Origin of the sequence: Pseudomonas parafulva NBRC 16636 = DSM 17004 (genome assembly GCF_000730645.1) — a bacterium.
GTDB lineage: Bacteria > Pseudomonadota > Gammaproteobacteria > Pseudomonadales > Pseudomonadaceae > Aquipseudomonas > Aquipseudomonas parafulva.
Window position 1 is genome coordinate 1 of the sequence record NZ_BBIU01000017.1, and the last position, 26,688, is coordinate 26,688.

Annotated in this window: 25 protein-coding genes; 16 read left to right on the forward strand and 9 right to left on the reverse strand. The window is 63.4% G+C overall.

The window, feature by feature from the left end; translation table 11 throughout:
- The first annotated feature begins 314 nt into the window (after window positions 1-314).
- Complete coding sequence (locus PPA02S_RS12590; protein WP_028633797.1) at window positions 315-1,001, forward strand: GNAT family N-acetyltransferase; 687 nt, start codon at window positions 315-317, stop codon at window positions 999-1,001.
- 33 nt (window positions 1,002-1,034) lie between these two features.
- Here PPA02S_RS12590 and PPA02S_RS12595 read toward each other — a convergent pair whose 3' ends face one another.
- The 5 genes from PPA02S_RS12595 to PPA02S_RS12615 form a co-directional block, all read right to left on the reverse strand.
- On the reverse strand, window positions 1,035-1,790 hold the full coding sequence (locus PPA02S_RS12595; RefSeq protein ID WP_028633796.1) for an ABC transporter permease: 756 nt from the start codon (window positions 1,788-1,790) through the stop codon (window positions 1,035-1,037).
- On the reverse strand, window positions 1,790-2,995 hold the full coding sequence (locus PPA02S_RS12600; protein WP_028633795.1) for an ABC transporter substrate-binding protein: 1,206 nt from the start codon (window positions 2,993-2,995) through the stop codon (window positions 1,790-1,792). Before PPA02S_RS12600 ends, PPA02S_RS12595 begins: the two co-directional genes overlap by 1 nt.
- On the reverse strand, window positions 2,982-3,803 hold the full coding sequence (locus tag PPA02S_RS12605) for an ABC transporter ATP-binding protein (RefSeq protein ID WP_028633794.1): 822 nt from the start codon (window positions 3,801-3,803) through the stop codon (window positions 2,982-2,984). The genes PPA02S_RS12600 and PPA02S_RS12605 overlap by 14 nt, the downstream gene beginning before the upstream one ends.
- Window positions 3,800-4,864 (reverse strand): acyl-CoA dehydrogenase family protein, encoded by a 1,065-nt coding sequence (locus PPA02S_RS12610; RefSeq protein WP_028633793.1) that lies wholly within the window; start codon window positions 4,862-4,864, stop codon window positions 3,800-3,802. The genes PPA02S_RS12605 and PPA02S_RS12610 overlap by 4 nt, the downstream gene beginning before the upstream one ends.
- A 99-nt stretch (window positions 4,865-4,963) precedes the next feature.
- Window positions 4,964-5,527, reverse strand: a complete 564-nt coding sequence (locus tag PPA02S_RS12615) for a carboxymuconolactone decarboxylase family protein (protein ID WP_028633792.1) — start codon at window positions 5,525-5,527, stop codon at window positions 4,964-4,966.
- Window positions 5,528-5,629: 102 nt separating this feature from the next.
- Between PPA02S_RS12615 and PPA02S_RS12620 the strand changes: the two genes are divergently transcribed.
- Both PPA02S_RS12620 and PPA02S_RS12625 read left to right on the forward strand, forming a co-directional pair.
- The gene (locus PPA02S_RS12620; protein ID WP_028633791.1) at window positions 5,630-6,541 is read left to right on the forward strand and encodes an AraC family transcriptional regulator; all 912 of its coding nucleotides are present in this window, start codon (window positions 5,630-5,632) and stop codon (window positions 6,539-6,541) included.
- Window positions 6,542-6,743: 202 nt separating this feature from the next.
- Complete coding sequence (locus tag PPA02S_RS12625; RefSeq protein ID WP_028633790.1) at window positions 6,744-8,369, forward strand: methyl-accepting chemotaxis protein; 1,626 nt, start codon at window positions 6,744-6,746, stop codon at window positions 8,367-8,369.
- 55 nt (window positions 8,370-8,424) lie between these two features.
- Here PPA02S_RS12625 and PPA02S_RS12630 read toward each other — a convergent pair whose 3' ends face one another.
- Entirely contained in the window at window positions 8,425-9,825 is a 1,401-nt protein-coding gene (locus tag PPA02S_RS12630) for a purine-cytosine permease family protein (RefSeq protein ID WP_028633789.1), read from the reverse strand.
- Window positions 9,826-10,139: 314 nt separating this feature from the next.
- Here PPA02S_RS12630 and PPA02S_RS12635 point away from each other — a divergent pair, with 314 nt between their 5' ends.
- From PPA02S_RS12635 to PPA02S_RS12680, 10 genes are all read left to right on the forward strand, one after another.
- On the forward strand, window positions 10,140-10,625 hold the full coding sequence (locus PPA02S_RS12635) for a flavin reductase family protein (RefSeq protein ID WP_028633788.1): 486 nt from the start codon (window positions 10,140-10,142) through the stop codon (window positions 10,623-10,625).
- Window positions 10,626-10,700: 75 nt separating this feature from the next.
- On the forward strand, window positions 10,701-11,741 hold the full coding sequence (locus tag PPA02S_RS12640; RefSeq protein ID WP_028633787.1) for an LLM class flavin-dependent oxidoreductase: 1,041 nt from the start codon (window positions 10,701-10,703) through the stop codon (window positions 11,739-11,741).
- 276 nt (window positions 11,742-12,017) lie between these two features.
- Window positions 12,018-12,614 carry an amino acid synthesis family protein gene (locus PPA02S_RS12645; protein ID WP_003256068.1) on the forward strand — a complete coding sequence of 199 codons (597 nt, stop codon included), beginning with the start codon at window positions 12,018-12,020 and terminating at the stop codon, window positions 12,612-12,614.
- A gap of 68 nt (window positions 12,615-12,682) precedes the next feature.
- Window positions 12,683-13,516: an alpha/beta fold hydrolase gene (locus PPA02S_RS12650; RefSeq protein ID WP_028633786.1), complete on the forward strand. Its 834-nt coding sequence runs from the start codon at window positions 12,683-12,685 to the stop codon at window positions 13,514-13,516.
- Window positions 13,513-14,994: an aldehyde dehydrogenase gene (locus PPA02S_RS12655; protein ID WP_028633785.1), complete on the forward strand. Its 1,482-nt coding sequence runs from the start codon at window positions 13,513-13,515 to the stop codon at window positions 14,992-14,994. Before PPA02S_RS12650 ends, PPA02S_RS12655 begins: the two co-directional genes overlap by 4 nt.
- Window positions 14,995-15,007: 13 nt before the next feature.
- Window positions 15,008-15,493: a flavin reductase family protein gene (locus PPA02S_RS12660; RefSeq protein WP_028633784.1), complete on the forward strand. Its 486-nt coding sequence runs from the start codon at window positions 15,008-15,010 to the stop codon at window positions 15,491-15,493.
- 62 nt (window positions 15,494-15,555) lie between these two features.
- A complete protein-coding gene (locus tag PPA02S_RS12665) occupies window positions 15,556-15,945 on the forward strand; it encodes a carboxymuconolactone decarboxylase family protein (protein WP_028633783.1) in 390 nt (129 codons plus the stop codon).
- Between the two features lie 89 nt (window positions 15,946-16,034).
- Window positions 16,035-16,787 carry a GntR family transcriptional regulator gene (locus PPA02S_RS12670; protein ID WP_028633782.1) on the forward strand — a complete coding sequence of 251 codons (753 nt, stop codon included), beginning with the start codon at window positions 16,035-16,037 and terminating at the stop codon, window positions 16,785-16,787.
- Window positions 16,788-16,789: 2 nt separating this feature from the next.
- Window positions 16,790-17,353, forward strand: coding sequence for an NUDIX hydrolase (locus tag PPA02S_RS12675; RefSeq protein ID WP_028633781.1), 564 nt, complete (start codon window positions 16,790-16,792; stop codon window positions 17,351-17,353).
- Between the two features lie 73 nt (window positions 17,354-17,426).
- Window positions 17,427-19,223 carry an ATP-binding protein gene (locus PPA02S_RS12680; protein ID WP_028633780.1) on the forward strand — a complete coding sequence of 599 codons (1,797 nt, stop codon included), beginning with the start codon at window positions 17,427-17,429 and terminating at the stop codon, window positions 19,221-19,223.
- Here the strand turns inward: PPA02S_RS12680 and PPA02S_RS12685 are convergent.
- Both PPA02S_RS12685 and PPA02S_RS12690 read right to left on the reverse strand, forming a co-directional pair.
- On the reverse strand, window positions 19,220-21,391 hold the full coding sequence (locus PPA02S_RS12685; RefSeq protein ID WP_042141713.1) for a response regulator: 2,172 nt from the start codon (window positions 21,389-21,391) through the stop codon (window positions 19,220-19,222). The two genes, PPA02S_RS12680 and PPA02S_RS12685, sit on opposite strands and share 4 nt — an antisense overlap.
- Before the next feature lie 85 nt (window positions 21,392-21,476).
- Window positions 21,477-22,109: a LysE family translocator gene (locus tag PPA02S_RS12690; RefSeq protein WP_028633778.1), complete on the reverse strand. Its 633-nt coding sequence runs from the start codon at window positions 22,107-22,109 to the stop codon at window positions 21,477-21,479.
- Between the two features lie 379 nt (window positions 22,110-22,488).
- Between PPA02S_RS12690 and PPA02S_RS12695 the strand changes: the two genes are divergently transcribed.
- Window positions 22,489-23,901 (forward strand): purine-cytosine permease family protein, encoded by a 1,413-nt coding sequence (locus PPA02S_RS12695; protein ID WP_028633777.1) that lies wholly within the window; start codon window positions 22,489-22,491, stop codon window positions 23,899-23,901.
- A gap of 9 nt (window positions 23,902-23,910) precedes the next feature.
- Here the strand turns inward: PPA02S_RS12695 and PPA02S_RS12700 are convergent, their stop codons facing one another.
- Window positions 23,911-24,615 carry an NUDIX hydrolase gene (locus PPA02S_RS12700; RefSeq protein ID WP_028633776.1) on the reverse strand — a complete coding sequence of 235 codons (705 nt, stop codon included), beginning with the start codon at window positions 24,613-24,615 and terminating at the stop codon, window positions 23,911-23,913.
- A gap of 138 nt (window positions 24,616-24,753) precedes the next feature.
- On the opposite strand from PPA02S_RS12700, the gene PPA02S_RS12705 reads away from it, so the two are divergent.
- Complete coding sequence (locus PPA02S_RS12705) at window positions 24,754-25,404, forward strand: isochorismatase family protein (protein WP_028633775.1); 651 nt, start codon at window positions 24,754-24,756, stop codon at window positions 25,402-25,404.
- Window positions 25,401-26,600, forward strand: coding sequence for a nicotinate phosphoribosyltransferase (gene pncB, locus PPA02S_RS12710; protein ID WP_028633774.1), 1,200 nt, complete (start codon window positions 25,401-25,403; stop codon window positions 26,598-26,600). The genes PPA02S_RS12705 and pncB overlap by 4 nt, the downstream gene beginning before the upstream one ends.
- Window positions 26,601-26,688 lie beyond the last annotated feature (88 nt).

Sequence of the window (26,688 nt, forward strand, 5' to 3'; positions counted from 1 at the left end):
GCTCGGCCTCCTGAAGTCGCAACCTGTGTTGCCTGAACTGCCGCGCGCTTAGAAGCAAGAGCGGTCGAGTTTATTCAGTTAATGCGTGGATATATTTAGAGTTGCAGTTGCCACGCTATAACGCGCCTTCATTAACGCCGAATGAAAGTGGTTCATCGCCTCTTACAGATGACATAAACACACCGACAAAAACCATCAACTTCAACCCTAGCCATCGACGGCACTTTCGCACCCTGCGCAGCAAACGGTTAGACTGTGCCACCTGCCACCTACATTGGCAGGCCCTACCCCGACCCGCCGGAGCCCGTCACCCGATGTTCATCCTGAGCCGCCTCGACAGCGTGCCACCCGAGTCCTTCCAGAACCAGATCCGCGAGCTGGTGATTCATGCCGTGGGCACACTGAGCAGCGTCGCCATCACTGCCGACAACCCCCTCTACCCCCTGTACCAGTACGGCGTCGGCATGGAAGTGCACCAATACCTGCAAGCGCTGGATGGCACACGCGGCCTGTCAGTGGCCCTGACACTGGCACTGGACGCCGATGCACCTGACAAGCTGCTGGGCTTCGCCCTCACCCTGCCCGCCCAGGACGATGACCAGGCGTGCGAGCTGGCCTTCCTGGCAGTGCACCCCGACCACCGCCGCCAAGGGATCGCCCGCGCCCTGCTGGGCGACCTGCAAGGCCGGCAAGCCTGTGTGGAGCTGAATGCCTTCGCCAGCCAGGTACCGTGGTTCGAAGCCATGGGCATGCAGGTGGTGGCCGCCAACGGTCCGCAGGTGCTGATGAGCAGTACCGGTCAACCAAGCGGCGCCCTGATCGGCCGCCTGGACATCGCGCCCATCTACGAAACCACCGAGGTCATGCAGATTCACACCTACCTGCTCAACCAGCAAGGTGAAGATGCCATGATCGAGGCCGAACAGCAGCGCGACGAACGCCTGGACGCGTTGAGCCTGCAGGCCCAGGCCTGTGTGCGCCAGCGCCAGACGGTCCATTAAGGCGGCGCGGGCTGCCTGCGCAGCCCGTTTGTTTCAGGCGTGCACCCAGCGGCGATGCAACCCACGCGCCACGGCATCCAGCGCGAACCCCAGTACACCAATCAACAGCACCATGGCCATCAGCTCGGAGTACGCCAAGCGGTCGCGGGTATCAAGAATGAAGTAGCCCAGGCCCGCACTCACGCCCAGCATTTCGCAGGGCACCAGCACGATCCAGAGGATACCGATGGCCAGGCGAACGCCTGTCAGCACATGCCCGATCACCCCCGGCACGATGACCTTGCACAGGGTTTCCCAACGGGTGGCACTCAGGCTGCGACTTAATTGCAACCAGCGCGGGTCCAGTTGGCGAACACCTGCTGCTGTGTTCAGCAAAATCGGCCACAGCGCGGCGAACGCCAGCAGAAAATAGATAGGCTGGTCCCCTACCCCCATCAGCATCACCACCACGGGCATCCAGGACAGGGGCGAGATCATGCGCAAAAACTGGAACGCCGGTGTGGTTGCGGCTTCCAGGTGACGGTAGCTGCCCACCAGCAAACCCAGGGGTACGCCGATCAACAACGCCAGTAGCAGGCCCACCAGAATACGCTTCAGGCTCACCCAGATGTGCCCGTATACCTCGCCCTGCCCTAACAGCTCGACCAGGCTGGCAAGGGTCGCCGCCGGTGAAAACCGCGCCGACAGCCCATCGGCCTGGCCGAACACTTCCACCCCGGCCCACCACAGCACCAACAGCGCCAGCAACCCGGCCAGCCCGAGGCTGGCGTGAACGACATGCTTGCGCATCAGACCGCGAACTCCTCACTGCGCTCGTAGTTGTCGGCGATGCCGAACACCGAGGGCCCACCCACTGCGGCAATGGCGTTGCGCACAAAGCGGTCATCTACCAGGTCGCGGGCTATGTGGGCAGGGTCCAGATTGGCCAGGAAGCGGTTATCACCCTCGATCAACGTCGTCTTCAGGCGCTTCACCAGTTCTTCGGTATAGCTCGGGTACGGGTAAGGCTGGAAGTCGATACGCTTTTCATCCCACTGCTGATGGCGGATGGCGCCGCTGGCAATGTACCCGGCACGGTCGTCGGCAGCGGGCGCCAGCACCTTGGCCAGCACGGCGGGCTCATGGGGCGTGTACTTGTTGGGGCCGGCCTTGGACAGCAGTGCGGCGGCCTCGGCGCGATGGTCGCGGGTCCATTGCTGGGCCTTGACGATGGCGTTGACCACCTTCTGCGACCACTCCGGGCGGTTGTTGAGGTCGTGCTCGTGCATGAACACCACGCAGCACGCGTGATTGCGCCACACATCGCCGGTAAAGCGCTGCACCCGGCCCACCTTGAGGTTCTCGGCCAGGGCGTTGAATGGCTCGGCAACGATGTAACCGGCGATGCGCTTGCTGGCCAGGGCCGGAGGCATGTCCGAAGGTGGCAGCACCAGCAGGTTGACCTGGTTGGCCGCCAACGGCGCGTTGGCGGGCTTGGAAACGGCTTCAAGGCCGTTGTCGGTCAGCATCTGCTGCAACACCACGTTATGGATGGAATACCAGAACGGGATCGCTACGGTCTTGCCGCCCAGCTGCTTGATATCGGTTATGTCTGGTGCCACCGTCAGCCCCGAACCGCCCACGTGGTTCCAGGCGACCACCTTGGCCGGGACCTTGCTGCCATAGCGCGCCCATACGGTCATGGGCGACAGCAGGTGGATGACATTGACCTGCCCAGAGATGAACGCTTCGATCACCTGCGCCCAACTGCGCAGCAGCACTGGCCGCTCGGCCTTGATGCCTTCGGCTTCGAACAGGCCGTTATTGTGCGCCACCAGCAACGGTGTGGCATCGGTGATCGGCAGGTAACCAATGCGCACAGGCGCATCCGGCTCGGCGGCAGCGCGCGCCTGCAGGCTGGACAGCAGCGGCAAGGCGCCGGCAGCGGTGAACATGGCGCCGAGCTTTAGAAAATCACGGCGTGAAGAAGAGGAGCAGCAGTCATCCATGCACATGGACAGCCTCCGAGGGCAACAGGGTTAGGTGGGGTTCGACTGTGCGGCTTGCCCGCCGAAGGGTTTTCAGAATGTCGATGCGCAAGGCGCCCAGTGCCTCGACCTGCTGCGTCCGCGGTTGCGGCAGGTCGATGGGCCATTGGCCGAGGACATGCGCTGGGTGATCGCCCAGTAGCAATACCCGATCGGACAACAGCAGGGCTTCGTCGATGTCGTGGGTAATCAGCACCGCCGCCGTGTTATGGGTGGCGATCAGTTGCAGCAGCAATTGCTGCATATCGGCCCGGGTCACTTCATCCAGTGCCCCGAACGGCTCATCCAACAGCAGCACCTGTGGCTGGCGCGCCAGGCAGCGGGCCAGCGCCGTTCGCTGAGCCATGCCGCCCGACAGCTGCGCCGGGTACTGGTTGCGCGCATGGCCCAGGCCCACGGCGGCGATGGCATGGTCAACCCGTGCGCGACGCTCGTGCGCGGCCAGGTTGGGCTGGCGCGCAAAGTCCAGGCCGAAGGCGACGTTCTTTTCAAGGTTCAGCCAAGGCAACAGGCTCGGGTCCTGGAACGCCACCGCCAGGCGCGGATGCGGGCCCTGCAACGGTTGCCCATGCAGGCTCACGGTACCGCTGCGGGGCTGCTGCAGGCCCGCCAACACCCGCAACAAGCTCGACTTGCCCACTCCGCTCGGCCCCAGGATGCTCACCACCTCCCCGGGTGCAAGCTGGAGATCGAACTGGGCGAGTACCTGTTGCCAGCCGCCCTCGCGAGGGTAACCCAGGCTGATATCCCGGGCTTCCAGCACTACCTGCGTCATGCCGAGGCGGCCTGGCGCTGCAGTTCGGCGCGAAGCTGCACAAGGCTCGGCGTCACGATCGGCACAAAGGCCGACTCGCGCCAGCGCCGGGCAAAGCCTTCGCCATACTCGCTCAGGTAGGCCTTGCCACCGCTGGCCTGAAGCTCCAGCTGTACAGCATCGGCCGCACACTCGGCCAGGGTGATGCGCAGTTTGAACAGGGCTGCCGGCTGCTGGCGGAAGCGCTCGTCCAACAGCCCCTGCTTGAGCTCGGCAACGGTGTTTTCCAGCCGTGCGGCCAGCACCTGCTGCGCCTCCTCAAGGAACGACGCCCGCCCGTGCAGGTGCAGTTGCACCTCCTGCAACGCCCGGCGCGCAAGGCCGATGGCCATGCCACACTGCAGTGCGAGAAACGCAGGCCGGACCTGAGGCAGGAATTCACGGGCGTTTTCATGCAGCAGCCAGTCGCGGGCCAGTTGTACCTGGTGGAAGGCCAGCGCCGCCGTATTGCTGGACTGCAGGCCCATCAACTGCAGGTCGTCGGACCGTTCCAGGCCCTGTGCCCCGGACGGGATAGCCAGCACGAACGGAGCCCCCCCGGCATCGTCCTCAATGGCTGCGGCCACCACGAAGCCGCTTTTGCGCAAATTGGTCACCCAGTGCAGGCGGCCTTCGAGGTTCCAGCCGTCATAGGTGGGGCGCCCACGCACCTGCAGCGCCTCGATGCCAGACAGGAACTTCATGGCATTGGACAGGCCGGTGGCGCCGGCCAGTTCACCCTTTAGCAGCTGCGGCAGCAGCCGCTCGCGCAGGCCTTGGTTAGGGCTGTGCAGCAGGTACTCGATGAAGGCACGCTGCCCCCAGCACACGAACGCCGTGGCCAGCGAGCGGCCGGCGATGGCGGCAATTGCCTCGACGGCATCGGTGACCTGGCCGCCGACCCCGCCCAACGCAGGGTCAACGCCAACCTGCAACAGCTGCGAGTCGGCAATGTGCGCCAGCACCTGGTGCGGTTCGCACTGGCCCCGGTCGATGGCTTCGGCGTTGGCATCCAGCCACGTCCGAAATGCACAATCTTGCATGATCTTGCTCCTTGTAAAACGCCGCGGCCGCCAGGCGACCCCTCTGCGGCACCAGGCCGCTCCTACACCGACCACCCACCTGGCAGCCCGTTGGGTGAATCAGGCAGACGGCTGATGCCAGCGGTATTTGCCCAGCTCGTCATTGAGCGGCGTCTGGGCGAACACATTAGCAAAGTTGCACAGGGTTGCGAGGCTCACCCCCAGAATCACTTCCAGGGCGTTGCCTTCTGTGAAACCGGCGTCACGGAACGCCTGGTAGGTCGCATCACTGACATTGCCACGGGTGGCGATGACTTCGCGGGCAAAGGCCGCCAGGGTTTCATAGCGTGCATCGGGCAATTCACCGCGAGCACGCAGGGCATCGACCACCTCCTGGGGCAGCTTGGCCTTGTTCAGCGCCACGGCCGTGTGGCCTGCCACGCAGAAGTCACAACCGTGCTGGGTGGCGGCAATCAACTGCACCACCTCGCGTTCGGCGAGGGTGAGTTCCGATTTGCCGTTCAACGCAGAAACGGTCACGTAGGTTTCCAGCGCAGCCGGTGCATTGGCCAGCACCCCCAGCAGGTTGGGGATGAAGCCGGCGTTCTTCTGGGCATTTTCCAAAAACGGCCGGGCCGCCTCGGGGGCGCTTTGCAGGGTGTGTAGGGTAATGCGCGAGGACATGAGGTAGTCTCCATACTTGGGTGTGCCCACAGTCTGTTGGTTATAAGAAGTTCGCTCCATATTCATCAGTCGCTTTTACTTGCTCCAGAGTGTTTGTATTAGATGATTTGCGCCAGCCACCTCGTTGAATGGTTATTAGAAAGCCTGGAACTCGATGCCAGCCTGTTCCACGTGGGCCGCTATTGCGGCGGCTGGCACGCCAGCACCCACGGCATGGGCCACGCCAGTTTTCACCTGGTGGTGCAGGGGCACTGCTGGCTCCACGCAGCCGGGCAAGCGCAACCGGTGCGGCTCGAGCGTGGTGATGCGGTGTTTCTGTTGCGCGACATCGAATACCGGCTGGCCAGTGAGGAGGACACGGCGGGCGCCTGCGCCCAACCGCGCCAGGCCATGCAGACGCTGGATGCCGAGGCGGTGGACGGCGTGGGGCTGGTGTGCGGCTTTTTCCACTTCAGCAGCGGGTTGTCTTCGCTGATTGCCGAAGGGCTGGCCGACCTTATCGTGCTCCGCGCCGACGACCCGGCGGGCAATGCAGCCCAGGCGCTGTTCGGGTTGATCATGGAGGAATGCCGGCGCCAGCCCGGGCCGTCACAGGTATTGTTGGAGCGCCTGACTCATCTGCTGTTCCTGTATGCACTGCGCCAACAGGTGCATGCCGGGCAGAAGTATGGAGGCTTGATCGCCCTCGCCCGCCAGCCCAACTTTGCCGAATTGCTGGAGCAACTGATCGGTGACCCCGGGCAGCCCTGGACACTGGAACGCATGGCGGCGTGCACCGGCCTGTCACGGTCGGCATTTTTCAAACGCTTCAACGACCTGGCCGGTCAGTCGCCCGGCCAGGTACTGCTGGCACTGCGCATGCGCCATGCCAGCCAGTTGCTGCGGGCGGGACATACGGTGGAGCAAGTGGGCGTGCAAGCCGGGTACCAGTCGGTGGCCGCGTTCACCCGGGCCTTCACCAAGGCCATCGGCGTGCAGCCTGGGGCGTACCGGCGCCAGCACGACAGCCGTTAGCAGCGCGAGCTGCCACTCATGCCGTTACGTTGTATGACTGTTCAACAATAATGGCTATATGTAATCATCCAAAGCAAAACAGTATTCGTGAGGGTACGGTCCACTCCCTAATCCGCAGCGCTTCCAGAGCCTGGCGCCTTTCCGGTGACATGGCATTGCGTCACCAGCTCCCGAGGCCTGCCTGCCACCGTAGGAGCATCTGATGCAGTTGAGGAATATGAAAATCGGCGTTCGCGCAGCCAGCGTGTTTGCCGTGCTGGGTTTGCTGGTACTGATACTGGGCATGACCGCCCTGTATGAAACCCAGAAGATGGACCAGTCTACGGATGAAATACGCCTGACCTGGATGCCTACCGTGATGTCGCTCAGCGATATCAACAGCAACCTTGGCCGGGCCCGCGCACTCACCCTGCGCAGCGCACTGGACGACGACCCCGCTGAACGCAGCCGCAACCTGGAGCTGATCCGGGGGGTAGAAGCGCAGTTGCAAAAAGGTATCGAAGACTACGTCGGTACCATCGTCAGCGAAGAAGACAGCGCCCTGTTCGAGACCTTCAAAAGTACCTACCGGGATTACCTGCAAGTCCAGACCGAGGTGCTGCAGGACATCTCGGCCGGCCGCCTGGACAACGCCAAGCAGTCGATCACTGGCCCGCTCACTGACCGCGCCGACACCATGATGCAGGCCATGACCGCCCTGATCACCTTCAATGGCAAAGGTGCCGAAGCCGCTTCCCAGTTGAGCAGTGACGTGGCCGATGAAGCGTATGTGGCCATCATCGGCGCGCTGGTCATCATCATGCTGGCCCTGCTGGCCATCGCCACCCTGCTCACCCGCAGTATCGTGGTGCCCCTGGCAGACGCCGTGGCCGTGGCCGAACGTGTCGCAACCGGTGACCTCACCCAGCAGATCCGTGTGGTCGGCCGCGACGAGCCAGCGTTGCTGCTGGCGGCCTTGAGCCGCATGCAGGGCAACCTGCGCGAAACCATCGGCAAGATCGTCGCGTCGTCCGACCAGTTGGCGTCGGCGTCCGAAGAGCTGCACACCGTGACCGAGGACACCAGCCGCGGCCTCCACCAGCAAAGCGCGGAAATCGATCAGGCAGCCACCGCCGTGAACCAGATGACCGCCGCTGTCGAGGAAGTCGCCAACAACGCCGTGAGCACCGCCGATGCGTCCAAAGGTGCCGACCAGACGACACGCGACGGCCGTGACCGGGTCAACCAGGCGCTGGCGTCCATTGAGCAGTTGGTGGCGGAAGTGACCGGCACCTCCGGCGAGATCCAGCAACTGGCCAGCAGTGCCAACGAGATCAGCCGGGTGCTGGATGTGATCGGCGCCATCGCCGGGCAAACCAACCTGTTGGCGCTCAACGCCGCCATCGAAGCGGCCCGCGCTGGCGAGGCGGGCCGGGGCTTTGCGGTCGTGGCCGACGAGGTACGCGCGCTGGCCCACCGTACCCAGCAGTCCACCGCAGAAATCGAGCAGATGATCACCGGTATCCAGAACGGTACCGAGCGCGCGGTCACCGCCATGGGCAGCAGCCAGGACCGTGCGTCTGGCACGCTTGAAGTGGCGCAGGGTGCCGGCCAGGCGCTGGAAGTGATCGCCGAGGCAATCGCCTCGATCAACCAGCGGAACCTGGTGATTGCCAGCGCATCGGAGCAGCAGGCGCAGGTGGCGCGGGAAGTGGACCGCAACCTGGTCAACATCCGCGACCTGTCCATGCAGACCTCGGCCGGTGCCAACCAGACCAGTGCAGCGGCCCAGGACCTGTCGCGCCTGGCAGTGGACCTCAATGCCATGGTGGCGCAGTTCAAGGTCTGACCCATAAAGACCGGGGGCCGCATGGCGGCCCCCGGTCAACACAGTGGTGCAGGGATCATTTAACTGTCACTGCCCGCCCCACCTTCTCCACCTTGCCCCGGGTTGCCAGGCAGTAATACAGCGGCACCGTCACCAACAGGCCGAACAGCCAGGACAGGTCTGCCCCTTCGACGATGTTCGAGTACGGCCCCACATACAGCGATGTATTGGCAAACGGCAACTGCACCAGAATGCCGCAGGCGTAGGCAATGATGGCGTGGTGGTTGAAGCGGCCATAGATGCCGCCGTCGGCGCTGAAAATCGAGGCGATGTCGTACTGGCCCTTCTTGATCAGGTAGAAGTCGATCAGGTTGATCGATGCCCAGGGTACGAGCACCAGCAGCAGCGCCAGGATCAGGCCGATGAACTGGCCGATGAAGTCGGCCGACGCATTCAGGGCAACCAGGCCGCAACCCGCCAGAATCACGCTGGCCAGTACCACACGTACCTTGATGCTGGGCGTCCAGTGGGCCACGAAGGTCTGGATGGCGGTCACGATCGACAACACGGCGCCATACAGGTTGAGGGCGTTGTGGCTGATGATGTTGAGCAGGAACAACACCATCAGGATCGGCCCCAGCCAGCCAGTGGCCTGTTTCACTGCATCCATCGCATCAGTGCCTTCCGGCACGCACAGCACCGCCACCGTGCCGAAGCTGAAGCACAGGATAGTGCCCAGGGTGGCGCCGAAATAGGTGGCCCAGAACGGCTTGGCGATACCGACCTCACGGGGCAGGTAACGCGAATAGTCCGAGGTGTACGGCGAGAAGCTGATCTGCCAGATGATGCCCAGCGAGACCGTGGCGATGAAGCCGGACAGGTTGAAGGCCCCGCGGGTAAGGAAGTCGGCGGGCAGGGTCTGGGCGAACATCATGATGAAGCCGGCCAGCAGCGCCGAGCCCATCACCCAGGTACCGATACGGTTGAGGGTATGGATGAAGCGATAGCCGATGACGCCGATGGCCGTGGCGCTGAGGGCACCGATGACGATGGCCCCCGGCATCGGCACGCTCGGGGCAATGCCATGAATGGTCTTGCCTGCCAGCACGATGTTGGAGATGAAGAAGCCGATGTAGATCAGCGCGGTAAAGAAGACGATCAGCAGCGCACCGTAGCGGCCGAACTGGCCACGGCTCTGCACCATCTGCGGAATGCCCAGCTGCGGTCCCTGCGCAGAGGCAAGGGCGATGACCACGCCCCCGACCAGATGGCCCAGCACGATAGCGACCAGCCCCCACAGCAGGTTCAGGTGAAACACCTGGACCACCATGGCGCCGGTGACGATGGGCAGTGGCGCGATGTTGGTGCTGAACCAGAGGGTGAACAGGTCGCGCGCCTTCCCATGGCGCTCGGCAGGTGGAACGTAATCGACCGTGTGATTCTCGACAAACTGGTGTTGCGACGACGGTTGGGACATGGTTTTTAGCTCGAAAGGTCGTTTTTATCTTTGTAGGAAACCGCATCAAGGCGGCCTCTCAGCTGCGGACCATATTATGGTATTCCAAACTTTTGACAACACTGATACGCATTAAAAAAACCCAGCTGATCCGTTTCCGCAGCCCCTGGAAAAAATCAACTTGGTGCTCAACCCCTTTATATACGTGGCCTGCAGCCGTTCATCGCGCATATTCCAGGTACAAAAATTCCGCTTGCAAAATAGGTATTACGGTATACCATCAGACACATCAACGATAAAAACCGCGGCCCACCGCAGCTTTAGAGGTACACAAGATGATCGACGCAACCGTCTACAAAAACGTCCTGGGTTCCTTCCCGTCCGGCGTTACCGTCATCACCACCCTGGACGACGACGGCGCGGTCGTCGGCCTGACCGCCAGCGCGTTCTCGTCGCTGTCGATGGACCCGCCACTGGTCCTGTTCTGCCCCAACTACACGTCTGATTCCTACCCTGTGCTCATTCGCCAAAAGCGCTTTGCCATTCACCTGCTCTCCGGTGAACAGCAGGCGCAGGCTTATGCGTTCGCCAAAAAAGGCAAGGACAAGGCTGCCGGCATCGAATGGTCGCTGAGCGCCTTGGGCAACCCGATTCTTGCCGGGGCTACCGCCGTGATCGAGTGCGAGTTGTGGCGCGAGTACGAAGGCGGTGACCACGCCATCATGGTCGGCAAAGTGCACAACCTGATTGTCCCGGATGAAGCACCGCGGCCAATGGTGTACTGCCGCGGCAAGATGGCCACCCTGCCGGCGTTCGCCTGAGCCCTTCCCCGTATCAAAGCCCATGGCGCCAGCCCTGCCCGGCGCCAGACATTTTCAAGCGTTGAGGAACCCCCCATGAAATTTTCGTTGTTCGTGCACATGGAACGTTGGGATGAACAGGTCAGCCACCGCCAGTTGTTCGAAGACCTCACCGAACTGACCCTGATGGCCGAAGACGGCGGTTTCAGCACCGTGTGGATTGGCGAACACCACGCCATGGAATACACCATCTCGCCAAGCCCCATGCCACTGCTGGCCTACCTGGCGGCACGCACCGAGAAGATTCGCCTGGGCGCCGGCACCATCATCGCGCCGTTCTGGAACCCCATCCGCGTGGCCGGCGAGTGCGCCCTGCTCGACGTGATCAGCAACGGCCGCATGGAAGTGGGCCTGGCCCGGGGTGCCTACCAATTCGAATTCGACCGCATGGCCGATGGCATGCCCGCAACTGACGGCGGCAAGGCCCTGCGCGAAATGGTGCCGGTGGTGCGCAAACTGTGGGAAGGCGACTACGCCCATGAGGGCGAGGTGTACAAGTTCCCCACCTCCACCAGCGTACCCAAGCCCTTCAACGCCACGCCGCCGATGTGGATCGCCGCCCGCGACCCAGACTCGCACAACTTCGCCGTGGCCAATGGCTGCAATGTCATGGTCACCCCGCTGATGAAGGGCGACGAGGAAGTGCTGGACCTGAAGAACAAGTTCCAGGCAGCCCTGGACAACAACCCGGGCGTGCCGCGCCCACAACTGATGGTGCTGCGCCACACTCACGTGCACAGCCCAGACGAGCCGGAAGGCTGGAAGGTGGGCGCGCAGGCCATTTCGCGCTTCTATCGCACCTTCGATGCCTGGTTTGGCAACAAGACCGTGCCTGTGAACGGTTTCCTGGCGCCGAGCCCGGAGTCGAAGTTCGCCGAAGTGCCGGCGTTCCAGCTGGAGAATATCCGCAAGAACACCATGATCGGCACGCCGGAAGAAATCATCGCGCGCATCCGCTACTACCAGGAGCTGGGCGTCGACGAGTTCAGCTTCTGGTGCGACAACAGCCTGCCCCACGCCGAGAAGAAAAAGTCGCTTGAACTGTTCATTAAGGAAGTGGTGCCGGCGTTCGCCTGAATTCCCATTGCCTGATTGATTGCGGGATACGCCCGCTCCCGTGAGCCCTAGCGGCCCGCGCGAGCGGGCTTTTTAGGTCCAGAGGCAGCACGCCTGCGAGCTGCCTGTGGCAGCGGGCTTGCCCGCTACAGGGCCGGCACAGATGCCTTGAAAATCAGCGCACCAGCCCACCTTTCGTCCCCGCGAACGAGAAATTTCCAGGCCCCTCTTGCACAACAAATATTATGGTATACCATCAGACAACAAGAACTGATCAACCTCACCAGGAGCCAATCCATGAGTTTCGAAATTCGCAAGATCGTCACCTATTCCGAAGAGACCCGCATCGAAGGCGGCAAGGCCACCGACAAGCCCGTGACCATGGTCGGGCTGGCAGTGGTCATCAAGAACCCTTGGGCCGGTCGCGGTTTTGTTGAAGATCTGAAGCCCGAGATTCGTGCCAACTGCTCGGAGCTGGGTGCACTGATGGTAGAGCGCCTTACCGCTGCCATCGGCGGTGCCGACAAGATCGAGGCCTATGGCAAGGCCGCCGTGGTCGGTGCAGACGGCGAAATCGAGCACGCCTCGGCCGTGATCCATACCCTGCGTTTCGGCAACCATTACCGCGAAGCGGTCCAGGCCAAGAGCTACCTGAGCTTTACCAACAAGCGCGGTGGCCCTGGCACCTCGATCCAGATCCCGATGATGCAGAAGGACGACGAAGGCCTGCGCTCGCACTACATCACCCTGGAAATGCAGATCGAAGACGCGCCGCGTGCCGACGAGATCGTGGTGGTGCTGGGCGCTGCCGACGGTGGCCGCCTGCACCCGCGTATCGGCAACCGCTATATCGACCTCGAAGAACTGGCTGCCGAAAAAGCCAACGCTCAATAACAATAACCAAGACGGGCCGGGGCGTGGCGTGTGTACCCGCCGCGCCCGACCTTCAAGGAGCGCCCTCCATGATTCAGCCTGTCGCTGAACGCACCCCCGCCGGCACCAGCTACCTGAGCGTGGGCCAGGGCCAACCTGTGGTACTGATCCACGGCGTGGGCCTGAACAAGGAAATGTGGGGCGGGCAGATCGTTGGCCTGGCCAACGACTACCGCGTCATCGCCTACGACATGCTCGGCCACGGCCAAAGCGCCCTGCCAGCTGCCGACACCGGCCTGGAGGGTTACGCCGCCCAGCTGGCCGAGTTGCTGGACCACCTGCAGATCCCCCAGGCAACCGTGATCGGTTTCTCCATGGGTGGCCTGGTGGCCCGTGCCTTCGCCCTGCATTACCCACAGCGCCTGGCTGCGCTGGTGGTGCTCAACAGCGTGTTCAACCGCAGCCCCGAGCAGAGCGCCGGCGTTATCGCCCGTGCCGCACAGGCCGCGGAGCTTGGCCCTGACGCCAACGTCGACGCCGCGCTCGAGCGCTGGTTCAGCCGTGAATACAAAGCGGCCAACCCCGCTCAGGTGGCCGCCATCCGCCAGGTGCTGGCCGGCAACGACCCGCAGGGCTACCACACCACCTATTCACTGTTCGCCACCCAGGACATGTACCGCGCAGGCGACCTGGGCAGCATTCAGGTGCCCACGCTGATTGCCACCGGCGAGCTCGACGCCGGCTCCACGCCCGCCATGACCCGCCAGCTTGCCGCCAGTATTCCAGGCGCCCACAGCGTGGTCCTTGCTGAACAACGGCATATGATGGCAGTGGAAGCACCACGTGAAGTCAACAAGATGCTGCTGGACTTTCTTGCAAACGCCCGCAGCCTGACCGAATCCGCCAAGGGGATTGTTGCATGACCCTCGTTCGTTTCCAGATGTGCATCGACGGCCAATGGCACGATGCCCAGAGCGGCAAGACCTTCGACAGCCTCAACCCGGCCACGGCCCAGGCCTGGGCACAGCTGCCCGACGCCGACGAGGCCGACGTGGAACTGGCTGTGCAGGCCGCCCAGCGCGCCTTTGACAGCCCGCAGTGGCGCAGCATTACCGCCACGGCACGTGGCAAGCTGCTGCGCCGCCTCGGGGACCTGATTGCCGAGAACAAAGAGCACCTGGCGCAGCTGGAGAGCCGCGACAACGGCAAGCTGATCCGCGAAACCCGCGGCCAGGTCGGTTACCTGCCGGAGTTCTTCCACTACACCGCGGGCCTGGCCGACAAGCTCGAGGGCGGCACCCTGCCCCTGGACAAGCCGGACCTCTTCGCCTACACCGTGCACGAGCCCATCGGCGTGGTAGCCGGCATCATCCCGTGGAACAGCCCGCTGTACCTCACCGCCATCAAGCTGGCCCCTGCCCTGGCGGCGGGCAACACCATCGTGCTCAAGCCTTCCGAGCATGCCTCGGCCACCATTCTGGAGCTCGCCCGCCTGGCGCTGGAGGCTGGCTTCCCTGCCGGCGTGGTCAACGTGGTGACCGGCTACGGCCCCAGCACCGGCGCTGCCCTCACCCGCCACCCGCTGGTGCGCAAGATCGCGTTCACCGGTGGCGCCGCCACGGCACGGCACGTGGTGCGCAGCAGTGCAGAAAACTTCGCCAAGCTGTCGCTGGAACTGGGTGGCAAGTCGCCGAACATCATCTTTGCCGACGCTGACCTGGACAGCGCCATCAACGGCGCAGTAGCCGGTATCTATGCCGCCTCCGGGCAAAGCTGCGTGGCCGGTTCGCGCCTGCTGGTACAGGACGAGATCTTCGATGAGTTCGTCGAACGCCTCATCGCCCGGGCCAAGCGTATCCGCATCGGCAGCCCGCAGGATGACGCCAGCGAAATGGGCCCCATGGCCACGGCGCAACAGCTGGCAGTGGTCGAAACCCTGGTGGCCGCAGCCAAGGCCGAAGGCGCCAAGCTGCACATGGGGGGCAAGCGTGCCGAGGTTGAAGGCGACGGCTGGTTCTACGAGCCCACCCTGTTCGAGTGCGACAGCAACTCGATGACCATCATGCAGGAAGAGGTGTTCGGGCCTGTCGCTGCGGTGATCCGCTTCAAGACCGAAGAAGAAGCACTGGCCATCGCCAACGACTCGCAGTTCGGCCTGGCGGCCGGCATCTGGACCCGTGACCTGGGCCGCGCCCACCGCCTGGCGCGCGACGTGCGCTCGGGCATCATCTGGGTCAACACCTACCGCGCCGTCTCGGCCATGGCACCGATCGGCGGGTTCAAGAACAGCGGCTACGGCCGTGAAAGCGGCATCGATTCGGTGCTGGCCTATACCGAGCTGAAGACCGTGTGGATCAACCTGTCCACCGCGCCCATGCCCGACCCGTTCGTGATGCGCTAAGAGGTAACACCCGATGATCGAACCTGGCATCTACAAAGACGTGATGGGCTCGTTCCCGTCCGGCGTGACCGTGGTCACCACCCTGGACGCGGATGGCGGCATTGTCGGCATCACCGCCAGTGCCTTCAGCGCGCTGTCGATCGACCCGGCGCTGGTGCTGTTCTGCCCCAACTACGCGTCCGATACCTACCCTGTGCTGCGTGACAGCAAGCAGTTCGCCATTCACCTGCTGTCTGCCGAACAGACCGCAGAAGCCTATGCCTTCGCCGGCAAGGGCAAAGATAAAGCCAAGCACGTGGAATGGCACCTGAGCGAACTGGGCAACCCGCTGCTGGCCAAGGCTACCGCGATCATCGAGTGCGAGCTGTGGCGCGAGTATGACGGGGGTGATCATGCGATCATCGTCGGCGCCGTGAAAAACCTGGTGCTGCCGGCCGAGCCGGTGACGCCCATGGTTTATCACAAGGGCAAACTGGGCGCCTTGCCGCCCCTGGGCTGACGTTGGCATAGCCGGGTTCGCCGTACAGCCCCCGGCCACCCAATCACATAGGAACACCGCGCATGAGCAACGAAAAATACGAGAAAGGCCTGCGAATCCGCACCCAGGTACTGGGTGAGGACTACGTCAACCGTTCTATCCAGAACGCCGACGAATTCACCAAACCGCTGCAGGAACTGGTCACCGAATACTGCTGGGGGCACGTGTGGGGCCGTGAAGGCTTGTCGCTCAAAGAACGCAGCATGATAAACTTGGCCATGATTTCCGCACTCAACCGGCCCCACGAGCTCAAGCTGCACATTCGCGGTGCACTGCGTAATGGCCTTAGCCGCGAGCAGGTACGCGAAATCCTGCTCCAGGTCGGCATCTACTGCGGCGTACCGGCCGCGGTGGACAGCTTCCGCCTGGCCCGGGAAGCGTTTGCCGAGGCCGATGCGGAGCCCACCCGTTAACACCGGGCTGTTCGAACCCGCGCAAGGAGCACCCCGGTTCATGGTGCTGTTGCGAGCGTGATCGGGCAGCCTCTTTCAGAGCGCACTTGATGAAACGCCAGCCACTCGACGACAGCTTCAAGGTCAACCGCAACCCCGTCACCCTGCGCGAAATCGTGCTCGACAAGCTGCGCGGTGCGATCATGAATTTCCACCTGCTGCCGGGCGATCGCCTGGTCGAGCGCGACCTCTGCGACCGCCTCGGGGTCAGCCGTACTTCGGTGCGTGAGGCCCTTCGCCACCTGGAGTCCGAAGGGCTGGTGGAGTTCGCAGACGCCAAGGGCCCTCGCGTGGCCATCATCACCCTCGAGGATGCCCGCGATATCTACGAGCTGCGCTGCGTGCTCGAGGGCCTGATCGTGCAACTGTTCACCCTCAACGCCAAGGCCAAGGACATCCGCGCCCTGGAACGTGCGCTGGAGGTAAACCGCGAGGCCCTGGAAGAAGGCGAACTGCAGCAAGTACTGGATTCGGTGCAGGGCTTCTACGACGTGTTGCTTGAAGGCTCGGGCAACCAGGTGGCAGCCCAGCAGTTGCGCCAGTTGCAGGCGCGCATCAGCTACCTGCGGGCAACCTCGGTGTCGCAAGTGAACCGCCGCGGCGCCAGCAACCTGGAAATGGAAAAGATGGTCGAGGCGATCAAGAGCGGTGACCCTGTGGTGGCCCACCAGGCCTGCGTAGAGCACGTACGCGCTGCGGCCAAGGTCGCCCTGGAATACCTGCGCCAGAAGCAGGACGACACCACCAAGGTGCGCGACATCGTCGAGCCCCTGGCCCTCAAGGAACCCCGCATAGGTCGCTGATCATGCCCAATGCCCCGCGCTACTGCCCACACTGCACAACGGAACTGGCACGGGGCGTTCCCACCGGCGATACCCACGAACGCTTGCACTGCAGCGGCTGTGGCTACATTCACTACATTAACCCCAAGATCATCGCCGGCTGCATCATCGAACGCGATGGCAAGTACCTGCTCTGCCAGCGCGCCATTCCACCGCGCCCGGGCACCTGGACCCTGCCCGCCGGTTTCATGGAGGCCGGCGAAACCACCGAGCAGGCAGCGCTGCGCGAGGTGTGGGAAGAAAGCGGCGTACACGCCGAAATCGTTTGCCCCTATTCGATTTTCAGCGTGCCGAAGATCAGCGAGGTGTACATCATCTTCCGCGCCATCGCCACCGAGGAAACCGGCCAGTACGGCCCGGAAACCCTGGCCTACCGGTTCTTCGAGCCCGACCAGATCCCCTGGGACGACATCTACTACCCCGCCATCCGGCAGATCCTCGAGCGCTATATTCTCGAGCGCCAGGCCGGGGTATATGGCATCTACACGGGCAATGACGACACCGGCAAAGTGCACTTCATTCGCTAGCGCACAAACTGCTCGCCAACCACGTGTTCTCGGTGCACCCTAGGGGCCTTTGTATTCACGACCGGCAGAACACATGGCGAAGTGGCTAGAGGGCGGTGGCCTCATGGGCGAGCGTATCCGTCAGCATGACTGGGCATCCACCCATCTGGGCCCGCTCGATGGCTGGCCCGATGCGCTCAAGACCACATTGGCACTGTGCCTGGCCTCGCGGTTCCCCCAAGCGGTGCTGTGGGGCCCCGACCTGACTACCTTTCACAACGACGCATTCTTGCCGATTCTCGGCGAGAAGCCGCTGGCGCTGGGCATGCCTTTCAGCGAAGTCTGGCGCGAGGCCTGGTCGGACATTCGCGTGCTGGCAGACCGCGCCATGGCCGGCGAGGCGGTGTTCATCGAGAACTTCCCACTGGTGATCAACCGCAATGGCACGCCGGAGCGGGCCTATTTCACGTTCTGCTACAGCCCCATCCGCGGCCATGACGGCACAGTGCTGGGCATGCTCGACACCGTCACCGAAACCACCGCCAACGTGGTCAGCAACCAGCGGCTGAAGTTTCTCGACAGCCTGGCACGGGCAGTCGCTGAAGCTTCAGCGCCCGAAGACATTCTGGCGATTACCACGCGCATGCTGGTGGAACACCTTGAGCTGTCCAGCTGCGCCTATGCGGTGATGCAGGCCGACCAGGACACCTTCACCATCTGCGGCGAAGCGGTGGCCCCCGGGGCCCCTCACCTGCTGGGCGATTACCAGTTGCATGACTTCGGCCGCCTGGCGGTGAACCGCCTGCGCAACGGCCAACCCCTGATTATCCACGACAGCCACCGCGAACTGGCCCCCGACGAGGCCGCCACTTTTGCGGCCATCGGCATCGCGGCCACCTGCTGCATGCCGCTGATAAAAGCCGGCAGGCTGACCGCGCTGATGGCCATCAACAACGGCGCGCCGCGCGCCTGGACCCCCTACGAGCGGGCGCTGATCAGTGAAGTGACCGAACGCAGCTGGGCGCATATCCAGCGGGCTCAGGCCCACGGTGAAGTGCAGCAGGCAATCGCAGCGCTGGAAACCCTCAACGCCAACCTCGAGCAGCGGGTCCAGGAGCGCACCGCCCAGTTGCTGCACACCGAGGCTGAGTTGCGCCAGGCGCAAAAACTCGAAGCCATCGGCCAGCTGACTGGCGGGGTAGCACATGACATCAACAACCTGCTGACCATCATCCGCGCGTCGCTGCATTTTCTGCAGCGCCCCAACCTGGATGATCAGCGGCGCGATCGCTACATCAAGACCATATCCGAAACCGTGGAACGCGGCGCCAAGCTCACAGGCCAGTTGCTGGCCTTTGGCCGGCGCCAGGCGTTGAACCCGCAGGTGTTCGAAGCCAGCGAGCGGCTGGAGGCAATGGCCGACATGTTCGATACGGCGGCGGGTGCGCGCATCCACGTGCAACTGCAACTGCCCGAGGCGCCCTGCCATATCCGTGCCGACATCAGCCAGCTGGAAACCGCCGTCATCAACCTGATGCTCAACGGCCGCGATGCCATGGGCGGAGCAGGCACACTGCAGCTGCGCCTGCTGGCCGATCAGCACCTGCCCGCAGCACAAGGCCAGGCGCCACAGGCAGGTGCCTTCGCGGCCATTTCGGTGAGCGACACCGGGGCCGGTATCCCTACGGAATTGTTCGAGCGTATCTTCGACCCCTTCTTCACCACCAAGGCACCGGGTGAAGGCACTGGCCTGGGCCTCTCGCAGGTGTTCGGCTTCGCCAAGCAGTCCGGGGGTGATGTCAAGGTCAACAGCATTGAGGGCCAGGGCACCACGTTCACGCTGTACCTGCCCCAGCAGGCGCAAGACGCTGCGTTACCGGGCGAACGTTAACGCTTGGCCGCCAGCAACTGCGCCACACTCTGCGCCAGTTCCATGCGCCGGTAAGGTTTGCGCAGTACCTCAAAGCCGCTCAACTGGGACGGCGTAAGGTTGGCGTAGCCGGTGATGATCAGCACCGGCAACTCGGCATGCCGCTGGCGCATCTGCTGGGCAAAACGCACCCCAGTCATGTCCGGCATCACGTGGTCGGTTACCAGCAGATCCGGCAACCAGCCCTTGTCTACCAGGCGCAGTGCGGCGGCCGCACTCGCCGCCTCGGTCACTTCATAGCCCAGGTCGCGCAGCTGCAGGGCTGTGGCATGGCGCACGATTTCCTCATCGTCCACCAGCAGCACCCGGCTCGGACGGGCGGCCGTCGGTGCTTCAGCGCTTTCACTGCCGCGGCAGGCAGCCGAGGCGTCGCTGGCCGGCAGCCACAGGGTAGCCTGGGTGCCCTGCCCCGGCGTTGAGCGGATGGCAAACCCTCCGCCGGACTGTACCGCCAGGCCCTGCACCATCGGCAGCCCCAACCCAGAGCCCTTGCCGATCCCCTTTGTCGAGAAGAACGGCTCCATGCAGCGGCGCACCTGCTCTTCGTCCATGCCGCAGCCATTGTCCCTGACCTCGATCCACACCAGGCGCTCTGCGGCCATGCCTTCTGGCGGTACAGGGCAATGCGGGTCATGCCCGGCAACGATCTGCAGGTAGCCCCCGTCCCCCGTGGCATCACGAGCATTGACCACCAGGTTGAGCAACGCCAGCTCCAGCTGGTGAGGGTCGACCACCACAGACGGCAGTGCCGGGTCGATATCCACGTGCACGGTCAGGGTGGGCCCGATGGAACGTGCCATCAGCTCACGCATGTCGTCCAGCAGTGTCGCCAGGCACACGGCCTGGGGCTTGAGTGTCTGGCGGCGGGCGAAGCTCAGCAGGCGCGCTACCAGGTTGCGGGCCCGCTCTGCAGCTTGCAGCCCGCCGTCGATCAGCCGCGGGGCACGCTCGGCGTTCGGCTGGCGGTGCAACAGCTCGAACGAGCCGATGATGGGCGTGAGCATGTTGTTCAGGTCGTGGGCGATGCCGCCAGTCAATTGCCCGATCATTTCCATCTTGTGGGCTTCATGCAGTTGCACCATGGCCGACTCACGCTGCGCCAGTGCGGCCGCCACGCGTTCTTCCAGGCTCTGGTTGAGCAAGTGCAAGGCACGTTCGGCGCGGGCATGAATGATGGCGGCCCAGGTTTGCTTGGCGGTTTCTTCCACCAATTGGCAGTCTTCCTCAAGGCACTTGCGCGCGTCGCGGAAGTACACGCCCAGCACCGCTTCCAGGCGGCCTGCACGCACCACCGGTACATGCAGGGCAGCGCCCAGGCCTGCCAGGTGCGGCGGTGCCTTGTCATACACCTGCAGCACCGTCTGCTCAGCCGCCAACTGCTCATGGAAGTCAGCACCGAAGGCCTGGTACGGGTGGGTACCGACCACTGAGGGCACACCGTCGACCCAGTCCTGGCTGACCGTGAAGCACTCGCCATCACCCTGGTCTTCCCCAAAACAGACCCGCGCAGCGCCAAGTTGCTCGGCCAGGCGTTGCACAGCGTAGGCCTCGATGCGCTCGGCACCGCCCAGCCCGGGCAACGTACGGCCCAACTCCAGCAAGAAGGCCTGGCGCTGCTGGAAGCGCACCCGCTCGGTGGTTTCCGATACCAGGCACAGGATGCCACCCACGCTGCCGTCTGCCTCGCGCACCGCGGAATAGGACACGTCGAAATACACCGTCTCGCCATGCCCACTGCGTTCTATATAGAAAGGGCGATCCTTGGCCGAGAATGTCTGGCCCGTTTCGCGCACCCCACGCAGCAACGGCTCAAGGTCGTCCCACAGCTCAGACCAGTTCTCCTGGGCGGGCCGGCCCAGGGCTTGGGGGTGTTTGTTGCCGATGGTGGGGGCGTAAGCGTCGTTGTACAGCGCTACATAGGACTCGCCCCAGAACAACACAACCTGCGCCTGGGCGGGCAACAGGGTGGCCATCACCGCTTGCAGGTGCGGTGACCAGCCATGGGGCGGCCCGAGCGGTGAATCGCCCCACTGCATCGACTGCATCAAACCGCCGATGGTGCCGCCGTTCAGCAGGAAGCACAGCGGTGGTTGCCCTGCATCCACAGGTAGTTGTTGAAGGGATTTCATTTCGGGGGAATCCGCGGCTTGTGCCATCCGTCTTCGGATAAGAGCGGCGCAACCGGCGTTCGTTCCACGTTCATTGAACGCTCGTTCAACGCCGACCTTCGGCGAGCATCCTTACAGCCAGTGCCGCCAGCACCGTACCCATCAACCACCGCTGAACCTGCTGGAACAGCGGGCGCCCCGCCAGGAATACGGCGATGGAGCCGGCCATCACCGCGATCAGCGCATTGACCGTTACGCTGATGGCGATCTGCAGCGAACCCAGTACCAAGGATTGTGCCAGCACACTGCCGTGCTCCGGGCTGATGAACTGCGGCATCAGCGACAGGTACATCACGGCGATCTTCGGGTTGAGCAGGTTGGTGACAAAGCCCATGGCGAACAAGCGGCGCGGGCTGTCGGCAGGCAGATCACGCACCTGGAACGGTGAGCGCCCACCGGGTTTGACCGCCTGCCAGGCCAGGTACAGCAGGTACAGGGCGCCGCCAATGCGCAAGCCGTCGTAGGCGTAAGGCACAGCCATGACCAGGGCAGTGATCCCCAGGGCCGCACAGAGCATGTAGAAGACAAAACCCATGGCCACACCGCCCAACGAGATCAGGCCGGCCATGCGGCCCTGGCAGATGGACCGCGAGATCAGGTAGACCATGTTAGGCCCGGGGGTGAGCACCATGCCCAGGGATATCAGGGCGAAGGCCAGCAGTTGGGTGGTATCGGGCATCAGGCACATCCTTGTCGCGCAATGGGAGGTGCCAGCTTAGCCGAAGCTGTTGCGCACGGGAATTCACCAGCGTACCGCCGGTACAGCTGTTTTTTCATGCCCTGTGTTGGCCCGCCACGCACCAGTTCGGCCCATGGGCAAGCAGGCGTCATCGGGCGAGGGGCTCTGCAGCGGGGCCTTCAGGGCACTGGCACCCTTCTTGCTGCCGTCCACCGCTTAAGCTTTTGTCAGCCTTAGGTTTTTTAAGGTTTATGGGTACATATTTACTAATTTCTCGTTACCCCCGCGCCCCGCATCATCGCTCCAACAAGAACGCGTTGCCCTTCGCCGGCACGCCCCCGGGCAGTTCCCGATGCCCTACCTTGCCTTGGAGTCAGTCATGACCAGTGCAGCCAGCTCGGCCCCCCTCATCGAAAAACACACGATCGGCTATGTGCCCCCGCAAGACCGCCATGGAAAGGTAAGGGATCTGTTCACACTGTGGTTCGGCGGCAACATCGCGCCGCTCCCCATCGTCACCGGCGCCCTCGGCGTGCAACTGTTTCACCTGAACCTGGTGTGGGGCATCGTTGCCATCCTGGTGGGCCACCTGGTTGGTGGTGTGCTGATGGCGCTGCATTCTGCCCAAGGCCCGCAAATGGGCATCCCGCAGATGATTCAAAGCCGCGCCCAGTTCGGTTCGCTCGGCGCGCTGCTGGTGGTGGTGATCGCCGGGGTGATGTACATCGGTTTCTTCGCATCCAACATCGTGCTTGCCGGCAAGTCCCTGCATGGCGTAGCCGAATCGGTACCGGTGCCCGTGGGTATCGTCATCGGTGCGCTGGGGTCGGGCATCATCGGCATCATCGGCTACCGCTTCATCCACGTGCTCAACCGTATCGGCACCTGGGTGCTGGGCATCGGTATCGTGGTGGGCTTCGGCTACATTTTCAGCCATGTGCAGAGTGACGACTTCCTCACCCGCGGCGGCTTCAACCTGGCCGGCTGGCTGGCCACCGTTTCACTTGCAGCCCTGTGGCAGATCGCGTTCGCCCCTTATGTTTCGGACTATTCGCGCTACCTGCCGGCTGATGTGAAGGTCAGTTCGACGTTCTGGACCACCTACCTCGGTTCGGCCCTGGGCTCCAGCCTGTCCTTCATATTCGGCGCCGTCGCTGTGCTGGCGATCCCGGCTGGCATGGACACCATGGAGGCGGTGAAGCTGGCCACCGGCAGCCTAGGCCCGCTGATGCTGGTGCTGTTCCTGCTCAGCGTCATCAGCCACAACGCCCTCAACCTGTATGGGGCAGTGCTGTCGATCATCACCCTGGTGCAAACCTTCGCCTACCGCTGGATCCCCACAGCCAGGAGCCGTGCGGTGCTTTCATTGATCGTGCTGGGCGCTTGCTGCGTGGCGGCGGTGTTCGCCTCGGCCGATTTCATCGGCCACTTCGTGGACATGGTGCTGGTGTTGCTGGTGGTGCTGGTGCCCTGGACGGCCATCAACCTCATCGACTTCTACGCCATTCACAAAGGCGACTACGACATTCAGTCGATCTTCCAGGTGGACGGCGGTATCTACGGCCGCTACAACCCGCAAGCCCTGCTGGCCTATGCGATCGGTATCGCCGTGCAGATCCCGTTCATGAACACCCCGCTGTATGTAGGCCCGATCTCCGAGCACATCAATGGCGCCGACCTGTCCTGGCTGGTTGGCCTGGCGGTCACCTCGCCGCTGTACTGGTGGCTGGCGAGCCGCGACAGCGCCTACCGTCGTCGCCAAACCAGCGCCAAGGTAGCACTGGGCCACTGACCGTACCGCTCAGCCGCCCTCAGGCAACAGGCTGCGGTCGAACATGAACGGCCGCTCGCCCTGAGGCGTGTACTGGTACAGCTGCTGCGGCCGCCCCAGCCGCGGCTGATTCTTCTGCCCGGTGTCCCTCACCCAGCCCAGCTCGCGCAGGCGCTCCAGCCGCTTGCGCAGCGAGGTGCCATTCACCGGCTGCCCCAGGCACGCCTGCACGGCGCCCAGCGCATCCAGCACGGTGAACCTCTCCCCCATCAGGTACAGCGGCAGGCTGCTGTATACCGTCTTGGCGGCCAGCCGATCACGGGCACCCTGCACCAGCAGGTTGTGGTCGAACGGCAGCAGCACCTTGCGGTCAACCACGCTGCCCAGGTCGAAGAAGCCCAGTTGCTCACCGTCTACCGCCTGTTGCGGGCCCAGCAATGCCAGGTAGCAGGTGCTAAGCGACCAGCCCCGCGGGTCGCGGAAGGCATTGCCTTCGGTGCCCACCTGCTCCAGGTAGCAGGGGGTTACCCGGGCTTTTTCACGCAAGGCGCGATCGGCAGCGCCATCCAGGCTGGTGTCAGGGATACGGCCATTGATGATGACCCCGGGCAATGCCCACTGGCCTGCATGGGGTTCACGCTCGCGGCGGTGCAGCAGTACCTGCAATTGCTGGCCATCGGGCGACAGGCGCAAGGCGACGATGTCGACGCTGGCCAGTACTTCGGCTGTACTCAAAGGGTGGCTCCTGGTTGATGGCCGTGATAATTCACCAGAGCAGCAAAGTAATGCAAGCTTAAAGCAATTATCAGATGCGGCTTGACACACATAATACACCAGGTGGATTATGTAGCCATTCCAGCGAGGAGATCCGCCATGAAGATCGCCAGTTTCGATGTCGATGCGCAAAACGGCTTCACCGCCAACGCCCCTCACGAACTGCCGGTGCCCGACGGCAACGAGATCGCACCCGACCTCAACGCCATGGCATTGCGCGCTGACGTGCGCCTTGGCAGCAAGGACGCCCACCCGGCCAACGCCAACTGGGTTGTGGCAGACCCTGCACATATGCTGCAACCGCTGAGCATGGCCAACGCCGACCTTACCTGGGTCAGCCACTGCGTACCCGGCACCCCCGGTTTCGAGCTGCTGCCGGGGCTGCCCGCCCCTATCGACTACGACTACTTCGTGTGGAAAGGCGTCGAACCCGACCTGCACCCCTACGGCGCCTGCTATCACGACCTGGCCGAGCGCCGTTCCACCGGTGTGATCGAATACCTCAAGGTGCAGCAGGTAGGTGCAGTAATCGTCGGCGGCCTGGCCCTGGATTACTGCGTCAAGACCACCGCCCGGCAATTGCGCCAGGCGGGCTTCCAGGTGCTGCTGTACCTGCCGGCCTGCCGCGCCCTCACCCAGGCCGGTGCCATCGAAACCTGCGGCGCGCTGGCAGCAGAGGGTGTGGTGCTGTGCGGCGATGAAGCCGCCCTCGACCACCAATTGGCTTTGATCAAGGAGCAGCGCTCATGAGCGACAGTGTTTTCGGCCCACGCATCATCCAGAATTTGCTGGACACCGACTTCTACAAGATCACCATGATGCAGGCGGTGCTGCACAACTACCCCAATGCCGAGGTGGAGTGGGAGTTCCGTTGCCGCAACGGCGAGAACCTGGCCCCATACCTGGCCGAGATCCGCTACCAGGTAGAGCAACTGGCCGAGGTCAGCGTCACCCAGGACCAACTGGCCTATCTGGAAAAAATCCCGTTCATCAAACCCGACTTCATCCGTTTTCTAAGCCTGTTCCGTTTCAACCTGCGCTACGTACAGGTTGGCCTGGACGATGCCGGGCAACTGGCCATTCGCGTTCGCGGCCCGTGGCTGCACGTGATCCTCTACGAAATCCCGCTGCTGGCCATCATCAGCGAAGTGCGCAACCGCTATCGCTACCGCGAAGTGGTGATCGAACAGGTGCGCGAGCGGTTGTACCAGAACCTCGACTGGCTCAAGGCCGAGGCCAGCGCCGACGAACTGGCGGGCTTCCAGCTGGCCGACTTCGGCACCCGCCGGCGGTTCTCGTACCGGGTGCAGGAAGAGGTGGTGCACATCCTCAAGCGTGACTTCCCCGGCCGCTTCGTCGGCACCAGTAATGTGCACCTGGCCCGCGAATACGAACTGCGCCCCATCGGCACCATGGCCCACGAATGGTTCATGGCCCACCAACAGCTGGGCCCGCGCCTGGTGGACAGCCAAGCTGCAGCCTTGGAGTGCTGGGTGCGCGAGTATCGCGGCCTGCTCGGTATCGCGCTGACCGACTGCATCACCATGGATGCCTTCCTTGGGGACTTCGACCTCTACTTCGCCAAGCTCTTCGACGGCCTGCGCCACGACTCCGGCGACCCACTCGCCTGGGCAGAAAAGGCCATCGCCCACTACGAGAAACTGGGTATAGACCCCATGAGCAAGACGCTGATCTTCTCCGACGGGCTGGACTTCACCAAGGCCCTGGCACTGTACCGGGCGCTGCACGGGCGCATTCAAGTGAGCTTTGGTATCGGGACCAAGCTGACGTGCGATATACCGGGCGTGGAGCCGATGAACATGGTGATCAAGATGACCGCGTGCAATGGCGCCCCGGTGGCCAAGATCTCGGACAGCCCGGGGAAGACGCAGTGCCGGGATGAGAACTTTGTGGGGTATTTGCGGCATGTGTTCAAGGTGGCGTGAACGGTTGCAGGGACGGCGGAGCGTAACTGAGGCGTGACGTTCGTGCTTAAGTAGGGCCACCCCCTCATGTTATGCTCTGACCCCGATT

Excerpts from the sequence above, each read along its gene's own strand:
- PPA02S_RS12610 (WP_028633793.1), bottom strand. The coding sequence starts at position 4,864 with ATGCAAGATTGTGCATTTCGGACGTGGCTGGATGCCAACGCCGAAGCC.
- PPA02S_RS12625 (WP_028633790.1), top strand. The coding sequence starts at position 6,744 with ATGCAGTTGAGGAATATGAAAATCGGCGTTCGCGCAGCCAGCGTGTTT.
- PPA02S_RS12595 (WP_028633796.1), bottom strand. The coding sequence starts at position 1,790 with ATGCGCAAGCATGTCGTTCACGCCAGCCTCGGGCTGGCCGGGTTGCTG.
- PPA02S_RS12705 (WP_028633775.1), top strand. The coding sequence starts at position 24,754 with ATGAAGATCGCCAGTTTCGATGTCGATGCGCAAAACGGCTTCACCGCC.
- PPA02S_RS12620 (WP_028633791.1), top strand. The coding sequence starts at position 5,630 with ATGATTTGCGCCAGCCACCTCGTTGAATGGTTATTAGAAAGCCTGGAA.
- PPA02S_RS12680 (WP_028633780.1), top strand. The coding sequence starts at position 17,427 with ATGGCGAAGTGGCTAGAGGGCGGTGGCCTCATGGGCGAGCGTATCCGT.
- PPA02S_RS12590 (WP_028633797.1), top strand. The coding sequence starts at position 315 with ATGTTCATCCTGAGCCGCCTCGACAGCGTGCCACCCGAGTCCTTCCAG.
- PPA02S_RS12645 (WP_003256068.1), top strand. The coding sequence starts at position 12,018 with ATGAGTTTCGAAATTCGCAAGATCGTCACCTATTCCGAAGAGACCCGC.
- PPA02S_RS12690 (WP_028633778.1), bottom strand. The coding sequence starts at position 22,109 with ATGCCCGATACCACCCAACTGCTGGCCTTCGCCCTGATATCCCTGGGC.
- PPA02S_RS12640 (WP_028633787.1), top strand. The coding sequence starts at position 10,701 with ATGAAATTTTCGTTGTTCGTGCACATGGAACGTTGGGATGAACAGGTC.
- PPA02S_RS12630 (WP_028633789.1), bottom strand. The coding sequence starts at position 9,825 with ATGTCCCAACCGTCGTCGCAACACCAGTTTGTCGAGAATCACACGGTC.
- PPA02S_RS12675 (WP_028633781.1), top strand. The coding sequence starts at position 16,790 with ATGCCCAATGCCCCGCGCTACTGCCCACACTGCACAACGGAACTGGCA.
- PPA02S_RS12605 (WP_028633794.1), bottom strand. The coding sequence starts at position 3,803 with ATGACGCAGGTAGTGCTGGAAGCCCGGGATATCAGCCTGGGTTACCCT.
- PPA02S_RS12650 (WP_028633786.1), top strand. The coding sequence starts at position 12,683 with ATGATTCAGCCTGTCGCTGAACGCACCCCCGCCGGCACCAGCTACCTG.
- PPA02S_RS12685 (WP_042141713.1), bottom strand. The coding sequence starts at position 21,391 with ATGAAATCCCTTCAACAACTACCTGTGGATGCAGGGCAACCACCGCTG.
- PPA02S_RS12665 (WP_028633783.1), top strand. The coding sequence starts at position 15,556 with ATGAGCAACGAAAAATACGAGAAAGGCCTGCGAATCCGCACCCAGGTA.
- PPA02S_RS12635 (WP_028633788.1), top strand. The coding sequence starts at position 10,140 with ATGATCGACGCAACCGTCTACAAAAACGTCCTGGGTTCCTTCCCGTCC.
- pncB (WP_028633774.1), top strand. The coding sequence starts at position 25,401 with ATGAGCGACAGTGTTTTCGGCCCACGCATCATCCAGAATTTGCTGGAC.
- PPA02S_RS12670 (WP_028633782.1), top strand. The coding sequence starts at position 16,035 with ATGAAACGCCAGCCACTCGACGACAGCTTCAAGGTCAACCGCAACCCC.
- PPA02S_RS12600 (WP_028633795.1), bottom strand. The coding sequence starts at position 2,995 with ATGTGCATGGATGACTGCTGCTCCTCTTCTTCACGCCGTGATTTTCTA.
- PPA02S_RS12655 (WP_028633785.1), top strand. The coding sequence starts at position 13,513 with ATGACCCTCGTTCGTTTCCAGATGTGCATCGACGGCCAATGGCACGAT.
- PPA02S_RS12660 (WP_028633784.1), top strand. The coding sequence starts at position 15,008 with ATGATCGAACCTGGCATCTACAAAGACGTGATGGGCTCGTTCCCGTCC.
- PPA02S_RS12695 (WP_028633777.1), top strand. The coding sequence starts at position 22,489 with ATGACCAGTGCAGCCAGCTCGGCCCCCCTCATCGAAAAACACACGATC.
- PPA02S_RS12615 (WP_028633792.1), bottom strand. The coding sequence starts at position 5,527 with ATGTCCTCGCGCATTACCCTACACACCCTGCAAAGCGCCCCCGAGGCG.